This window comes from Streptomyces sp. NPDC048441 (genome assembly GCF_043200235.1).
GTDB lineage: Bacteria > Actinomycetota > Actinomycetes > Streptomycetales > Streptomycetaceae > Streptomyces.
On sequence record NZ_JBICXM010000017.1, the window covers coordinates 103,147 to 118,450 of the forward strand.

Sequence of the window (15,304 nt, forward strand, 5' to 3'; positions counted from 1 at the left end):
ACCACGGGCCGGCCCCGTCGCTTCAGCCGTTCGCCTCAAGTGGCGGGGCCGCCCGGTCCAGAAGATCCTTGGTCAGAACGCGCTGTTACGCCTCGGGGGCTAGCGAGAGGCAGTAGCCGATGTTCTCTGGCCTGGGCCGATTCGTGGTCCGTCGCCCGTGGTGGATCATCCTGGCCTGGGTGGTGGCGGCCGGTGCCGTGATCTCCCTGGCGCCAAAACTCACCTCGAGCAGCGACGAGGCGAGCTTCCTGCCGGATCACTACGAATCCATCCGCGCGGCGGACGTCCAGGAGGCGGACTTCCCCAAGCAGCAGAACGTCGGCGCCATCATCGTCTTCCGGCGCTCCGACGGCGGGAAGCTGACGGCGGCCGACTCCGCGGACGTCGCCCGCATCTCCAAGGATCTGCGGGCCAAGAAGATCCCCGAGGTGCAGGCGGTGGTCCCGGGCGCGGTCTCGCCGAACAAGCTCGTGCAGACGTCGGTCGTCGCCATGCCGAAGATCACCAACCCCGAGGACACCGCACAACAGGACGCGGTCAAGGACCTGCGGTCCGATCTCAAGCCCCAGCTGAAGAGCACGGACCTGTCCGCCGGGATCACCGGCTCCGCGGCTCAGGCGCTCGACGAGAGCGACGCGTCGGCGCGGGCGGGCCTGCTCGTAGGCGTCGGCACGATCGTGATCATCATCGTGCTGCTCCTGGTGATCTTCCGGAGCCCGATCATCGCGCTGCTTCCCGTGGTCCTCATCGGCCTGATCTCCCCCATGGCGACGGGCCTGATCGCCTCCGCCAACAAGGCCTTCGACATGAAGGCCGACTCCTCGATCCAACAGCTGCTCACCGTCGTCCTGTTCGGCGTCGGCACGGACTACATCCTTTTCCTGCTCTTCCGCTATCGAGAGGCACTGCGGGCGGGCGAGGATCCCAAGGGCGGCATGGTCCATGCCGTCGAACGGGTCGGCGAGGCGATCACCTCGGCGGCGGGCGCCGTCATCGTCGCGTTCGCCGCCCTGACACTGTCCTCGCTCGGCATGTTGCGGTCGATGGGCCCCGCCCTCGCGATCGCCGTCTTCGTGACCCTGCTCGCCGGGCTCACGCTGGTCCCCGCCGTCGTCTCGCTGCTCGGTACGAAGGTCTTCTGGCCGTCGAAGTCGTGGCAGCGGGAGCCGCAGGGCACCGGGTTCGCGCGTCTTGGCGCCGCCATCGCCCGCAAGCCCGCCGTCTGGGCCCTGGTGTCCGCGCTGTTCATGGGTGCGCTCACGCTCGGCGCCCTCGGCTACAAGGCCAACTTCGACCTGGCGGGCTCCTCGCTGCCCAAGGACAAGGAGTCGATGGTCGCCCTGGACGACCTCCAGAAGGGCTTCCCCGCGGGCACCACCGACCCGACCTTCGTCTACCTCACATCGAAGGACGACACACCGCTGCCCGCGGCACGGACAGCGGCCTTCCGGGGACAACTGGACGGCGTCGAGGGCGTGGGCGAGGTCTCGGCACCCCGCCTGAGCACGGACCGTACGACAGCCTCGTACTCGGTAATCCTCTCGGATCCGCCCGCCTCCGATCAGGCCCTCGCGACCGTGAAGGACCGGCTGCGCCCGATCGCCCACGAGGACGCCCCGACCGGCACCGAAGCACTCGTCGGCGGGACGACGGCGGTGTACGTCGACATCAACAAGGCCGTGGACCGCGACTACTCGGTGGTCTTCCCGGTGGCCGCCCTTGCCATCATGGTCATCCTCGGCCTGCTCCTGCGGAGCCTGGTGGCGCCGTGGTACCTGATGCTGTCCGTGGCGCTCGGCTTCGGCGCGACTCTGGGCGCGACCTCGCTGCTCTTCCAACAGATCGGCAGCCAGCCGGGGTTGATGTTCATGCTGCCCGTGATCATGTATCTGTTCGTGGTCGCACTCGGCACGGACTACAACATCCTGATGGTGTCGCGCCTGCGCGAGGAGGCCCGCGAGGGACGCACCCCGCACGACGCTGCGGGCACGGCGGTACGCCACTCCGGCCCGACGATCGGTTCGGCGGGCGTCATCCTGGCCGGCACCTTCGCGACGCTGATGCTCGCGGGGAACTCGACCCTCTCCCAGATGGGTTTCTCCCTCTCCTTCGGCATCCTCATCGCCGCCTTCGTCATGGCGATGATCTTCACGCCCGCACTGACGGCCCTGATCGGCCACACGGCATGGTGGCCGGGCCATGGGGACGAGAAGCGGAACGGGGGCGGCGGGAAGCGGCTCGACGGAGCGGATCGGCCAGACGAGGAGCAGGTAGGCGTGGACTTGGACGCGGACGGGATGCGTTCGTAGCGCGCTCGTCCGCCCCCCCTACGCCCCCTCCGCGTCATACGCCGCGCAGAGGTCCGCTGCGTCGGCGTACGAGGGCAGCCCCTCCGGCACCGCGCCGCCCCGCGCGATGGCCCGTGCCGCCTCGACGGCCCCGTGCAGGGCCGCACGGAAGAGGAGGGATCCGCTGCTCACCCGGCGCACGCCGAGCTCCGCGAGACGCCGGTACGTCACGCCACCGGGGGCGAAGAGGACGTTGAGCGGCACGTCGAACGCGGCGACGAGCCCGGAGATGACCTTCTCGTCCTGCAAGGCGGGGACGAAAAGACCATCGGCGCCCGCCAGCCGATACGCGGCAGCCCTGCGTTCGGTCTCCGCCACTCCCCCTCCGCCCATCCAGTACGTGTCCGTGCGCGCGTTGACGAACAGCTCAGGGACCGTCTCCTTGACCGCATGGATCAGCTCGCACTGCCGGGCCGTGTCGGTCAGCGTCCCGTCGGGGCGCCCGTCCTCGATGTTCACACCCACGACGCCCGCCCTCGCGAGCTCCGCCGCGAGCGCCGCGACCTCCTCGGGCCGCTCGCTGAAGCCGCCCTCGATGTCCACGGTGATCAGCGCGGGCAGCCGCGCGAGTCCGCGGGCCAGACGCAGGGTCTCCTCCCGCGCGTCGCCGGTCGCGTCCCGCTTCCCGGCGGCAGCCGCCACACCCAGGCTGGTGGTGCCGATCGCGGGGAAGCCACCGTGGGCGAGCGCGGCGGCAGAGGCGTGATCCCAGGCGTTGGGCAGCAGCAGGGGGTCGCCGGTGCGGTGCAGGGCGCGGAACGTGGCGGCTCGATGTGCGTACGTCATGTGCGGACCGTAGCCGCGCGTCGGTTCGGTGCCCGCCGAAATGTCCCGGTCGGCGAAACCGCGCGAAAGAATCTTCCGACGTAGTGTCGAGAACGGGTCGTCCGCTCCGACGTCCCCTGTGAGAGTTGCCCACAAGGGGTGACCACCGCACAGCGGAGGAGCGACATCATGAAGTATCTGGTGATGGTTCAGGGCACGCAGGCGGACTACGAGGCGCAGAGCGGCAAGGCCAACGCGCACAGCCCGGCCTGGAGCGAGAAGGACCTTCAGGCGATGTTCGCCTTCATGGGCGCACTCAACAACGATCTGGCCGAGTCCGGCGAGATGGTCGACGGCCAGGGTCTGGCCGAGCCCTCACAGACCCGCCTGGTCGACGTGGACAAGGAAGGCCGCCCGGTGATCACGGACGGTCCCTACAGCGAGACGAAGGAACTGCTCGCCGGGTACTGGGTGCTCGACTGCGAGAGCCTGGACCGGGTGACCGAGATCGCCAACCGGATCCAGCAGTGCCCGGTCCCCGAAGGCGCACCGTGCTACCCCGTGGTGATCCGTCCCATCATGGGCGGCCCCGACGCAGCGTGCTGAACAGCACTGGCGCGACCGAGGACCTGCTGCGCCTGCACGCGCCGCAGGTCCTCGGTGCGCTCGTGCGCCGGTACGGGCACTTCGGCGAGGCCGAGGACTCCGTGCAGGAGGCGCTGATCGCCGCGGCGCGGCAGTGGCCCGAGCAGGGCGTTCCGGAGAACCCGCGCGGCTGGCTGATCAGGGTCGCGGCGCGGCGGCTCACGGATCAGCTGCGCAGTGACGAGGCGCGGCGCAGGCGCGAGGAGGAGGCCGCCCAGCTGACACCCCGGGACGCCTTCACGACGCCCGCGCCGGGCGAGAGCCGTGCGCCGTCCGACGACGACACCCTGACGCTGCTCTTCCTCTGCTGCCACCCCGGGCTCAGCCCCGCCGCGCAGATCGCGCTGACGCTGCGTGCCGTCGGCGGTCTGACCACGACCGAGATCGCCCGCGCGCATCTGGTGCCCGAGGCGACGATGGCGCAGCGGATCAGCCGGGCCAAGGCCAAGGTGAAGGGGGTGCCTTTCCGGCAGCCGAGCCCGGAGGACCGCGATCAGCGGCTCGCGGTGGTGCTCCAGGTGCTCTACCTGATCTTCAACGAGGGCTACACGGCGACCTCCGGCCGCGCCCTGCACCGCGCGGACCTGGCACGCGAGGCGATCCGGCTCACCCGGTCCGTGCGCGGGCTGCTGCCCGATGAGGGCGCGGTGACCGGACTGCTCGCGCTGATGCTGCTCACGGAGGCACGCAGTGCGGCGCGGACCGGGCCCCACGAGGAGCTTGTCCCGCTCGACGAGCAGGACCGCTCGCTGTGGGACCAGCGGGCGATCGAGGAGGGCTGCGCGCTGGTCGAGGAGGCCCTGTCCCAGGGCCCCGCGGGCGCCTACCAGCTACAGGCGGCGATCGCCGCGCTGCACGACGAGGCGCCGCGCGCGGACGACACCGACTGGCCGCAGATCCTCGCCCTGTACGACATCCTCGTGCGCCGCGCTCCCGAGCCCATGGCCGAGCTGGGCCGCGCCGTGGCCGTCGCCATGGTGCACGGGCCACGGGCCGGGCTCGCCCAGGTCGCCGCGCTCGAGGACCGGCTGGCGGGCCACCACCGCCTCGACGCCGTGCGCGCGCATCTCCTGGAGCGGGCGGGCGAGCGGGAGGCCGCTCGCGCCGCCTACCAATTGGCGGCCACGCGCACACTGAACATCCCCGAGACGCGCTACCTCCAGATGCGAGCGGCCCGGCTGCTGCCGACGTGACGTAATGCAGCTCACAGCGCCAGGGCGTCCGACCTGGGAACCTAAGCGATTGATTCACCGTTAAACAGTGTGTAGGTCCCGATCGCGATTCCCCCGTCCGGTCGGGGCCTACCTTCCTTTCCGACCACTCGTGTCCAGTCCGTTCCGTTTCACGCCTTCGAGCGCGAATATGCCAAGCGCACCGCACGACTCACCTCCGGGCGTCATCATGCGTTCATGGACGGTGCCAAGCCTGTGCAGGTCTTGTTCACGCCCGACGAGTACGAAGCGGTCCTGCGGAACGCGGACCATCTCGGGCTGCCGGTCGATGAGTTCATACGCAGGGCCGTGACCTCCGACGCCACGGAACTCCCCTCCCCCGCCACCGCGACCCGGCGCGGAACCGCCGCCCCCACCGCCATGCCGCCCATCCGCAGGAGCCTGGGCCCCGGTGGCGCGCCCGCGCTCCAGCGCTTCCTCGACACCATCGCGAATGCGGTGGAGCCCGCCCCCGAGGAACGGGTTCCACCGCAGCCGACCGTCCGGAACTGCTCAGGGCAGTGACCCTCAGGACAGCGAGATCTCCGGCTTGTACATCTCGAGCCAGAGCGCGAGGTCCAGGGTGCGCTCGAGCCCGCGCCGGGAGGCCTGGGTGATCCGCGGCGCCTCGCTCCGTGCCGCCCGCGCCACCCGGTCCCGGTCGACGAGGTCGAACACGGGGTGCGCGGGCTCGGTGAGCAGGTCCTTGACGTGCCCTTGGAGAGCGATGGCGTACTGAGGGTCCTGCGTGGAGGGATAAGGGCTCTTCACCCGGTCGTACACGGACCGCGGCAGGACATCCGCCGTCGCCTCCCTCAGGAGGCTCTTCTCCCTGCCGTCGAAGGACTTCAGGGACCAGGGGGCGTTGTAGACGTACTCGACAAGACGGTGGTCGCAGAACGGCACCCGCACCTCGAGGCCGACCGCCATGCTCGCGCGGTCCTTGCGGTCGAGCAGGATGCGTACGAACCGGGTCAGGTGCAGATGGCTGATCTTCCGCATCCGGAACTCGAAGTCGCTCTCCCCGTCGAGACGCCGGATTCCGGCGACCGCCGTGTCGTAACCGTCCTGGATGTACGCGGGCAGGTCGAGCGCGGCGGTCAGGTCGGGGCGCAGGACCCCGGCATCGTCGCCGAAGTGCTCGGCGAACCGCACGAGCCAGGGGAAGGTGTCGGCGTTCCTGGCTCCTTCGTCGAAGAACTGCAGGTAGCCGCCGAAGACTTCGTCCGCCGACTCCCCCGAGAGCGCCACCGTCGAGTGCTCACGAATCGCCTTGAAGAGGAGATAGAGGGAGGCGTCCATGTCGCCGAAGCCCATGGGCAGGTCGCGGGCGCCGATCATCCTGGCCCGGACCTCGGGGTCGGCGAGGGCCTGCGAGTCGAGGACGATGTCGCGGTGTTCGGTGCCGGATGCCTCGGCGACGTCGTGCACGTAGGGCGTGTCCGGGGTGCCGCGCAGTTCGTCGGCGACGAAGTTCTCGCTCTGGCCCGCGAAGTCGACGGCGAAGCTGCGTACGCTCTCGCCCGCCTTGGCCAGTTGGCGGGCGGCGAGCGCGGTCATCGCCGATGAGTCGAGGCCGCCGGAGAGCAGGGTGCAGCGCGGCACGTCGGAGACGAGCTGGCGGCGCACGATGTCCTCCAGGAGCTCGCGCACCCTGGCGATGGACTCCTCGCGGCCGTCGGGATGCGGACGGGTCTCCAACTGCCAGTAGACATGGCGGCGCAGACCGCTCCGGTCGACGGTGACGACCGTGCCGGGCTCGACCTCGCGCATTCCGTCCCACACGGCGTGACCCGGCGTCTTGACGAGCGCGGACAGCTCCCGCAGACCGTCGAGGGTCACCCGGGCGCGGGCCAGCGGGTTGGCGAGGATCGCCTTGGGCTCGGAGCCGAAAAGGACGCCGTCCGGGGTCTCGTAGTAATAGAAGGGCTTGATGCCCATGCGGTCGCGGATCATGACGAGCCTGTCGTGCCGGCCGTCCCACACCGCGAACGCGTACATGCCGTTGAGCCGTTCGGCGACCGCCTCGCCCCACTCCAGGTAGCCGCGCAGGACGACTTCGGTGTCGGATTCGGTGGTGAACCGGTGGCCGCGCCCGGTCAGTTCGCGGCGCAGCTCGGTGAAGTTGTAGGTCTCGCCCGAGTAGACGAGGGCGACCGTGCCGCGCGGTGTCCGCACGGTCATGGGCTGGCGCCCGCCGGGCAGATCGATGATGGCGAGCCTGCGGTGCCCGAGTCCGGCGGGGCCCTCGATCCAGGTGCCGCGGTCGTCGGGACCGCGGCAGGACATCGTCTCCGTCATCGCGTCCAAGGCGCCTGCCGCGGTCCGCAGATCACGGTCGAAGGAGACCCAGCCAGTGATGCCACACATGCGCTACCTCCTGCTTCGCGCTGCCTGTGAGCTACCACCCGACGAACTAGGTGTAGTTGGCAGCTATATGGCAAGCGTGTGTCCGACGACTGCGTACGGTCAATGAGCGCGTAACGCGGAACGACGCATTCCGGCCATCGGCAAAGGGCTCCCCAACAGGGGCCCATGGGCGACTCAACGACGGCTCAGCGACGACTCAGCCGAGGTCCGCACGCAGCAGCGCCGCCGCCTCGCCGCGCGCGTGGCCGATCGCGTCGGGGAAGATCCGCAGGCCGTGCGCGACCAGGGCGCCCTCGTGCAGCAGCATGAGCGCCCTGCCGAGCTTCGTCGCCCGCCGCGGTGCGATGTCGCGCGCGAGGCCGGTGAAGAGGGCGAGCATCCAGGCCTTCTGGCCGGTGATGACCTGATACGCGGGGTGCGCGGGGTCGCTGATCTCGGCATGCGCGTTGATCATGCTGCACCCCTTGCCGCCGTTCGCTTCCGCCCAGTCGCGCGAGGCGTCGAAGACGGCCAGGATCCGGGCCCGCGGGGTGGTCGCGGTCTCGACGTAGGGGGCCAGGAAGGCCTGCCAGCGCTCGTCGCGCGCCGCCAGGTACTCGACGACGATCTGCTCCTTCGAGCCGAACCGGTCGTACAGCGTCTTCTTGGTGACCCCGGCCTCGGCGGCGATGAGGTCCACGCCGACGGCATGGATGCCGCGCTCGTAGAACAGCGCGCTCGCGGCGTCGAGGGCGCGGCGTGCGCCCGGCGTCATGACAATCCTGCGCGGCACGCTCCCGGCGCCGCCGGAGCCCTTCGCGATCTCACTCACCAGTTCAGCCATGCCTCCATAGTAGACCGATCTGTATACTCGACCCTAGAGTAGACAGATCGGTCTACTGCCGCGCCCGTCGCTGACTGGCAGGGCACCCGCCGCCAACACAGACGCCGTCGGAGGAATCCCATGAACTTCCTGCTTTCGGTCGCGTTCGTACTGACCTGGAGCTCCGGCTTCATCGGGGCCAAAATGGGCGCGGGCAGCGCCTCCGCGGTGACCGTCCTGATGTGGCGGTTCCTGCCGCTGGCCCTCGTGCTCGCCGTCGTCGCGCTCACCGTGGCACGGTCGTCCTGGCGCGGGCTCACGGCCCGTGACGCGCTACGGCAAGCGGCGGTCGGGGCGCTTTCGCAGAGCGGTTATCTGCTCACCGTGTACTACGCGATCCAGCTCGGTGTCTCCAGCGGCACGACCGCCCTGATCGACGGCACGCAGCCCCTGGTCGCGGGCGCGCTCGCCGGGCCGCTGCTCGGCCAGTACGTCTCGCGCACCCAGTGGCTCGGCCTCGGGCTCGGCGTGGCCGGCGTCGTCATCGTGACCGCGGCGGACGCCACGGGCGGCACCGACGCGCCCTGGTGGGCCTACCTTGTGCCGTTCCTCGGGATGTTCTCGCTGGTCGCCGCGACCTTCCTGGACCGGCGCTCCCCCGACGCGGTCGCCCCGGCCGTCTCGATGACCGTCCACTGCATGACGAGCGCCGTCATCTTCACGGCACTCGCGGTGGGCGCGGGCGCCGCGACCCCGCCCGCCGAGGCGTCGTTCTGGGTGGCGATCAGCTGGCTCGTGACGCTCTCCACCTTCGGCGGGTACGGCCTCTACTGGCTGATCCTGCGGCGCTCCGGAGTCACCCAGGTCAACACGCTCATGTTCCTGATGGCGCCGGTGACCGCCCTGTGGGGCGCCCTGATGTTCGGTGAACCCTTCGGCGTACAGACGGCGTTGGGCCTTGCGGTCGGGCTCGCGGCGGTGGCGGTCGTGCACCGGGGGAAGAGGGCGGCGAAGACCCGCTACTCCGCCCGGTCAGTCCGCGAGGCGGAAGTCCGCGTAGTCGAAGCCGGGTGACACGACACAACTCACCAGGACCGGTTCGTCACCGGCGGGGCGCGCAGCCTGCCAGAAACCGCCGGGCACCAGGATCTGCGGGCGCTCGCCGTGCTCTACGCCGGGGCCGACGCGCATCGGCGCATCGCCCTCCTTGGGGAGCGCGCCCTCGCCTCCCAGTTGCAGATCAAGGGGGCCGCCACGGTGCCACAGCCAGAGCTCGTCGGAGCGCACCACGTGCCAGCGGGACTCCTCGCCCGGACAGAGCAGGAAGTAGATGGCGGTGGCCGCCGCCCGCGCACCGGGGTAGCCGACGGGCGTGAAGGACTGCCCTGCGGTCCAGGTCTCGACGAACCAGCCGCCCTCGGGGTGCGGCTCCATGCCCAGCCGGCGTGCCAGTTCGGGGCGTTCACTCTTCTCGTTCATGCGTGACCTCTCCGTCCAGATGCCGAGGCGTGAGGAACGCCTGCACGGTGGGCGCGTACCGCTCCGTGATCTCATCGATCGGCGTGCCGCGCAAGTGGGGGCCGCGGGCGATGCCGTACATCACGCCAAGGCCGAGCAGCGTGCCCACCGCCAGCTCGGCGCGCACGCCCGCGTCCGGTCCTTCGAGGCGTCGGCCGAGGCGATCTGCCACCTGCGTACGGAAGTTGGCGCGCAGGATGTCGCCCTGCCCGCGGTGGAGCGGGGCGAGGACGATGCGCACGATGGGATCGGCGCCGTGCTCGGCCTGGCTGGTCAGGAGGTGGTGGACCATGTGGCGGCCGAGTTCGGCGAGGGGCGCGTCGAGGAGCGCGTCGGCGTCGGCCTCGAACGACATGATGCGGGCGAAGAGCGCGTCCTTGTTGCCGAAGTACTTGACGATCAACGGTGCGCTCACACCGGCACGTTCGGCCACCGCCTTGAGCGTGATGTCGGCGTGCGCGTGCCGGGCCAGGAGGTAGCGGGCTGCGCGGATGATGACGGCTTTCGTCGCTTCGGCGTCGCGGCGGGCGGGTGCATCGGGTCCGAGGGGTGAGCTGGAAGCCGGCGTGGTCATGGCGTCAGCTTCTCCCTTCCAGGGCTTCCAGGGGCCGTCCCCCGCGCGGGGCCGGGGTGCCCGGCAGCCGGGTCCGGGCTGTCGGGGCCCGGGTCCGAGGGTATGGCGAGGGCCGTGGCACAGGCCACAAGGGCGATGGTTCCGGCCATCGCGAAGGCTAGTTGGTAAGCGGGCAGGGTCGGCACCCGTACCCCGTCGACGGCGGAGGTGTGCCGGACGAGCACGGCGACGACGGCCGCGCTGCACACGCTCTGGCCGATGGTGCGCATCAGGACGTTCACACCGCTCGCGGACGCGGTCTGCGTGCGGGGCACCGCCCGCAGGATGAGGGTGGGCAGAGCCGAGTACGCGAAGGTCGTGCCGGTCGACACCACGGCCGCCCCCAGGATGATCACCCACAAGTGACGGCTGTCGACGATGCGTACGACATAGCCGAGTGCGATGACGGCCGCCCCGATGGCGAGCGTCACGCGCGCGCCGTACGCGGTGGAGATCCGGGCCGACACGGGCGAGAGCACCAGCATGATCACGCCGTTGGGCAGCAGGCAGAGACCGGTGGCCACGATCGACAGGCCGAGGCCGTAGCCGCTCGCGACGGGCGCCTGCACCAGCTGGGCGGTCACCAGCGAGTTGGCGTAGAAGGCGAACCCGGCAAGGAGCGCCGCCACATGAGGCAGCGCCACCCGCCGTCCGGACGCCAGGCGCAGGTCCACCAGCGGCTGTTTCGACCGCAGTTGCTGCCGCCTCCATACGGCCAGGACGACGAAGGCAGCGGCGAACAGACCCAGCACGGGTGCGCTGCCCCACCCCCACTGGCCGCCCTGCGACACAGCGAGCAGCAGGCAGACGAGCCCGACGGCGAGGCCGAGCGCACCCCATGTGTCGAACCGGCCCGGCGAGCGGACCGGCGACTCGCGTACGGTCCACCAGGCCAGGGCGAGGCCGATGGCACCGAGCGCGCTGGTCGCCCAGAACATGGCGTGCCAGTCCGCGTACTGCACGATCAACGCGGCGAGCGGCAGGCCGAGCGCCGCTCCGATACCGACCGTCGAGCTCATCAACGCCACCGCTGAACCTGTGCGCTCCGGCGGGAGTTCGTCGCGCAGGATGCTGATCGACAGCGGGATGACGGCGGCCGCCGCGCCCTGCAGCGCGCGTGCGGCGATCAGTATCCGGATGTCGGAGGTGAGCGCGCACAGGATCGAGCCCACGGTCATCAGCGCGAGCGCGGCGAGCAGCACCCGTCGCTTGCCGTACATGTCACCGGCCCGGCCGAGCACGGGCGTCAGCACGGCACCGGCCAGGAGCGTGGCGGTGACCAGCCAGGACACCGCGCCGGGCGAACTGCCGGTCAGGCGGGGCAGATCGGGGAGCAGCGGCACGACCACCGTCTGCATGACCGCCATGAGAATGCCGCCGAAGGCCAGGACGGGAACGGTCAGCCGGGTGCGTATGCCTGTGCGATCGACGGGAGATATCGGGACGACCTTCATGATCACTCCAGAGCGGGCACGAAGAGCAGAGAAGCGAAAGGCGAAGCGAAGTGAATGGGAATTCACCATAGCGGGTGAATGGGCTTTCACTACCGATGAGTTTGGATACGAGATCCGGCCACACGCGGCTTGGACACCACAGCGAAGAGCGGCCAACTCCGTTGTGGGCACTGGGTCCAGGCCTCCACCGGCGGTAGGGAGTCAGCCATAATGCCGACCATGAAAAATATGCGAATTGGACTTGTCGGCACGGGCCCCTGGGCCTCGTCCACGCACGCCCCCGCGCTCGCCGCGCACCCGGACGTGGAGCTCAGCGGTCTGTGGGGCCGCCGCCCCGGCGCGGCGGCCGCGCTGGCATCCGCCCACGCCACCACGGCGTACGCGGACGTGGACGAACTGTTCGCGGCGAGCGACGCCGTGGCGTTCGCGGTGCCGCCGGACGTCCAGGCACCGCTGGCCGCGCGGGCCGCGGCGGCGGGCTGCCATCTGCTGCTCGACAAGCCGGTGGCGACGACGGTGGCCGCGGCGCGTGACCTCGCGGCGGCTGCCGAAGCGGCCCGGGTGGCGTCCGTCGTCTTCTTCACGCTGCGTTTCGCCGGTCCGACATCGGCCTGGGTGTCGGAACAGGCGGCGACGGACGGCTGGTTCGCGGGGCGCGCCGATTGGTACAGCTCGTTCTACTCGCCGGACGGGAGCAGCCCGTTCTCGTCACCGTGGCGCGCGCGGCGGGGCGGGCTGTGGGACGTCGGCCCCCATGCCCTGTCCGTCCTGATGCCGGTGCTCGGCGATGTCACGGACGTGACGGCGGCGCCTGGCCAGGCGGACCTGGTCCATCTGATCCTGCGGCACGACAGCGGGGCTTCGAGCACCGCGACACTGAGCCTGACCACGCCCGCGAAGGCCTCGGGCTCGACAGTGGAACTGCGCGGTGAGGCGGGGACGGCGCTGATGCCGTCGGGGGGCGTTCCGCTCGACGCGTTCCGCTCGGCGGTCGACGCGCTCGTCGATGCGGCGCGATCCGGCCGACCGCACGCCTGCGACGTGCGGTTCGGACTGCGCGTGACGGAGATCCTGGCCCAGGCCCAGGAGCAGCTGCCTGCCGGGGAAGACGCCCGCTGATCGACTTGCTGGACCGCCCGGGGACAACCGCGGGCGGCCGGTACCGTGGCCGCTACGTAATGGCGAGTGACGGCACCGGCCGCAGCCAGTGGACCCATGAACCGATCCGGGAAGTCATGCGCCGTACGTCCCGAGTGCGACGTTTCCGACCACACACATCGGAATACGAACAACCGATCCATACTCTTCCCGCAACGGCCCGATGGGCCTAGGGGGTACCCAACGCCGAGGAATTTCAGCCAATTTCGAGCTCCCCGGTCAAGGTGCCCCACAGTTGTGTCCGCGTGCCCATCGACGATCGAACTTGCAGGTCGGTGGTCCCGCGAGATCCATGATGCCGCATCGACTGATCTTTTTCTTCGGGCAATCTTTACTACCAAAGGTGGTGGGAATATTTAGACTGCTGATGCTCAACTCGGCATGCTCCAAGAGGGATTACCCACCATGAACAAGACGGCGCTCCGCGCACTGCTCCGCGAACGACGCGCCCTCATCGCCCCCGAATCGCACGGCTTCGCCCGCCCCACGGGCCAGGGGCGACGGGCCCGCGGTCTCTCCCAGCATCAGGTCGACCAACTGCTGCACCGGACGATCGGGACGTATCACCGTCTGGAGTCCGGCAGTTACCCCAACGCACCCACGTCACTGCTGCGGGACGTGGCGCGGCTGTTCGGGCTCAACGAGCAGGAGTGGGTGTCGCTCTGCCGGTACGCGTTGTTGCAGGAGCCGCCGGGGCCGCTCCACCAGTCATCCGGAAAGGAGATCCCCGGGGTGTGGCAGGAGGCGGTCGACGGGATCCGGCACATGGCGTACATCACCGATGCCTCATGGGAGATGCTCGCCTACAACGAAGCCCTCACCGGCATGTTCCCCGGCAGGAAAGTCCCGAGCAACATCATGCGCTGGATGGTCCTCGACCCTGCCGGCCGCCGGAACCTGATGGACTGGAACACGGCATGGGCCCCCATGGTGCTGCCACAGCTTCGCGCAGCGCTCGCGTCCCGGCCCGAGGACAACATCTTGCGCCAGATAGAGAAGGAGGTCCTCGCCGATCCCGAGACAGCCGCTCCTTATGACGCCGGCAATTCGTACCCTCACCCCGATGGCGACGAACGCCCGCTACTGCACGCGGAACTGGGGCCTGGCTGGGTCACCATGTGCACCGCTCAGCCCCTGACCGCACCCGGAGCCCGCCTCATGGTCCTCGTGTTCCATCCCGGAGCGCGGCGTTCCCACCCACGTGCGCCCATGCTGCGCGCTCTATGACGACACGTCATACGGCACGAACTCCGAGCTCGGGAGGGGAGACGCGTTCAGCACAGTGAAGTACGTTGTGCTGAATCCCCACCATCCAGCCCCGTGGGAGTCGCCCTGTGCTCGTTCATGTCTCCAGACCTCAGACTGTCGTCGGCGACCACAAGGTCGCTACCTCCGAGATAGCCGACGACATACGCGCCCATCATCCCGATCATCCGAGGCTGCGAGCGATTCTCCGCATCATCGACAACTCCGGCGTCCGCACCCGCCACTTCACGCGCCCTCTCGACTCCCCCACCGTTTCCGGTTCGGCCGATATGAGCGAGCGCGCCCGTGTGGCGTTCGGCGACGCACTCGCCATGGCCGAACGCGCGGCCCTCTCAGCCCTCGACACGGCAGGGCTCCGCGCAGCCGACATCGACGCGATCGTCACGACGCACACCACCAGTTGGGCCATCCCCAACCTGGACATCCACCTCATCGAACGGCTCGGCCTGCGTCCCACCGTGCGCCGCATCGCACTGACCACGGTGGCCTGCCCCGGAGGAACCCACGCACTCATCCGTGCCGCTGAACTCGTCGCCGCCCACCCCGGCAGCAGGGTTCTTGTCGTGGGCGCGGAGGTCCTCTCGGCCATCTACCAGCATTCCGACACGAGTATCGAGTCGATGATCTACAAGGCCCTGTTCGGGGACTCCGCTGCCGCGACCGTCGTCACCGGCGACAGGCTGGGTCCGGGAATCGTGGTCGAGGAGGCCTTCGAGTACGTCCTGCCGGACAGCCTCGACCGGCAGCGCGGGCGAATCGGCGTCGACGGAATCCACTTCGACTCCACCAAGAAGGCTCTCAGCGCGGCCAGCGATGTCCTGCCCCACGTCAAGGACTGGTTCGGCCCCCAGAAGCCCGACTTCGCTGTCATCCACCCCGGCAGCCCCCGCATCATCACCGCCACCGCCACCGCCCTCGGCCTCACCCCTCATGACTCCCGCCACTCCACCGACACCCTCGCCGACGAAGGCAACCTCGGCGGCGTCAGCGTCCTGCGTGTCCTCGAACGCACCCACAGCGATCCCCCGGCCGACGGCGCATCCGGCGTCATGATCGCCTTCGGGCCCGGCTTCGCCACCGCCGCGCTGCGCTGCCACTGGCAGTCATGACCCGCCCCTAATTCGGTTGCCGCGCCCCGCCCGCCCTGCTGAAGT

Annotated in this window: 14 protein-coding genes; 8 read left to right on the forward strand and 6 right to left on the reverse strand. The window is 69.9% G+C overall.

From position 1 onward, the window contains the following. The first annotated feature begins 119 nt into the window (after positions 1–119). The gene (locus ACGFSB_RS32710) at positions 120–2,309 is read left to right on the forward strand and encodes an MMPL family transporter (protein WP_393406807.1); all 2,190 of its coding nucleotides are present in this window, start codon (positions 120–122) and stop codon (positions 2,307–2,309) included. Between the two features lie 18 nt (positions 2,310–2,327). On the opposite strand, the gene ACGFSB_RS32715 is transcribed toward ACGFSB_RS32710, so the two are convergent. After that, positions 2,328–3,134 (reverse strand): isocitrate lyase/phosphoenolpyruvate mutase family protein, encoded by an 807-nt coding sequence (locus ACGFSB_RS32715; protein WP_393406810.1) that lies wholly within the window; start codon positions 3,132–3,134, stop codon positions 2,328–2,330. 168 nt (positions 3,135–3,302) lie between these two features. Between ACGFSB_RS32715 and ACGFSB_RS32720 the strand changes: the two genes are divergently transcribed. The 3 genes from ACGFSB_RS32720 to ACGFSB_RS32730 all read left to right on the forward strand — a co-directional run bounded on the left by ACGFSB_RS32720 (position 3,303) and on the right by ACGFSB_RS32730 (position 5,494). Beyond that, positions 3,303–3,719: a YciI family protein gene (locus ACGFSB_RS32720; protein WP_393406812.1), complete on the forward strand. Its 417-nt coding sequence runs from the start codon at positions 3,303–3,305 to the stop codon at positions 3,717–3,719. Next, entirely contained in the window at positions 3,713–4,951 is a 1,239-nt protein-coding gene (locus tag ACGFSB_RS32725) for an RNA polymerase sigma factor (protein ID WP_393406814.1), read from the forward strand. Before ACGFSB_RS32720 ends, ACGFSB_RS32725 begins: the two co-directional genes overlap by 7 nt. Positions 4,952–5,167: 216 nt before the next feature. Continuing rightward, on the forward strand, positions 5,168–5,494 hold the full coding sequence (locus tag ACGFSB_RS32730; protein WP_393406816.1) for a hypothetical protein: 327 nt from the start codon (positions 5,168–5,170) through the stop codon (positions 5,492–5,494). A 3-nt stretch (positions 5,495–5,497) separates the two neighbouring features. On the opposite strand, the gene asnB is transcribed toward ACGFSB_RS32730, so the two are convergent. Continuing rightward, complete coding sequence (asnB, locus tag ACGFSB_RS32735; protein WP_393406818.1) at positions 5,498–7,339, reverse strand: asparagine synthase (glutamine-hydrolyzing); 1,842 nt, start codon at positions 7,337–7,339, stop codon at positions 5,498–5,500. A gap of 196 nt (positions 7,340–7,535) precedes the next feature. Next, positions 7,536–8,093 (reverse strand): TetR/AcrR family transcriptional regulator, encoded by a 558-nt coding sequence (locus ACGFSB_RS32740; RefSeq protein ID WP_393407000.1) that lies wholly within the window; start codon positions 8,091–8,093, stop codon positions 7,536–7,538. A 189-nt stretch (positions 8,094–8,282) separates the two neighbouring features. On the opposite strand from ACGFSB_RS32740, the gene ACGFSB_RS32745 reads away from it, so the two are divergent. Next, positions 8,283–9,215 carry a DMT family transporter gene (locus ACGFSB_RS32745; protein WP_393406821.1) on the forward strand — a complete coding sequence of 311 codons (933 nt, stop codon included), beginning with the start codon at positions 8,283–8,285 and terminating at the stop codon, positions 9,213–9,215. On the opposite strand, the gene ACGFSB_RS32750 is transcribed toward ACGFSB_RS32745, so the two are convergent. Genes ACGFSB_RS32750 through ACGFSB_RS32760 form a run of 3 tightly spaced genes read right to left on the reverse strand, consistent with a single transcriptional unit; the run spans position 9,174 to position 11,726 of the window. Then, complete coding sequence (locus tag ACGFSB_RS32750) at positions 9,174–9,620, reverse strand: cupin domain-containing protein (RefSeq protein WP_393406823.1); 447 nt, start codon at positions 9,618–9,620, stop codon at positions 9,174–9,176. The genes ACGFSB_RS32745 and ACGFSB_RS32750 overlap by 42 nt on opposite strands. Continuing rightward, entirely contained in the window at positions 9,604–10,233 is a 630-nt protein-coding gene (locus ACGFSB_RS32755; RefSeq protein ID WP_393406826.1) for a TetR family transcriptional regulator, read from the reverse strand. Before ACGFSB_RS32755 ends, ACGFSB_RS32750 begins: the two co-directional genes overlap by 17 nt. Continuing rightward, positions 10,230–11,726, reverse strand: a complete 1,497-nt coding sequence (locus tag ACGFSB_RS32760) for an MFS transporter (protein WP_393406828.1) — start codon at positions 11,724–11,726, stop codon at positions 10,230–10,232. The genes ACGFSB_RS32755 and ACGFSB_RS32760 overlap by 4 nt, the downstream gene beginning before the upstream one ends. A gap of 228 nt (positions 11,727–11,954) precedes the next feature. Here ACGFSB_RS32760 and ACGFSB_RS32765 point away from each other — a divergent pair, with 228 nt between their 5' ends. From ACGFSB_RS32765 to ACGFSB_RS32775, 3 genes are all read left to right on the forward strand, one after another. After that, entirely contained in the window at positions 11,955–12,845 is an 891-nt protein-coding gene (locus tag ACGFSB_RS32765; protein WP_393406830.1) for a Gfo/Idh/MocA family protein, read from the forward strand. A 444-nt stretch (positions 12,846–13,289) separates the two neighbouring features. Then, positions 13,290–14,111, forward strand: coding sequence for a helix-turn-helix domain-containing protein (locus ACGFSB_RS32770; RefSeq protein ID WP_393406832.1), 822 nt, complete (start codon positions 13,290–13,292; stop codon positions 14,109–14,111). Between the two features lie 107 nt (positions 14,112–14,218). Next, positions 14,219–15,259, forward strand: coding sequence for a type III polyketide synthase (locus tag ACGFSB_RS32775; RefSeq protein WP_393406834.1), 1,041 nt, complete (start codon positions 14,219–14,221; stop codon positions 15,257–15,259). Positions 15,260–15,304: the final 45 nt, after the last annotated feature.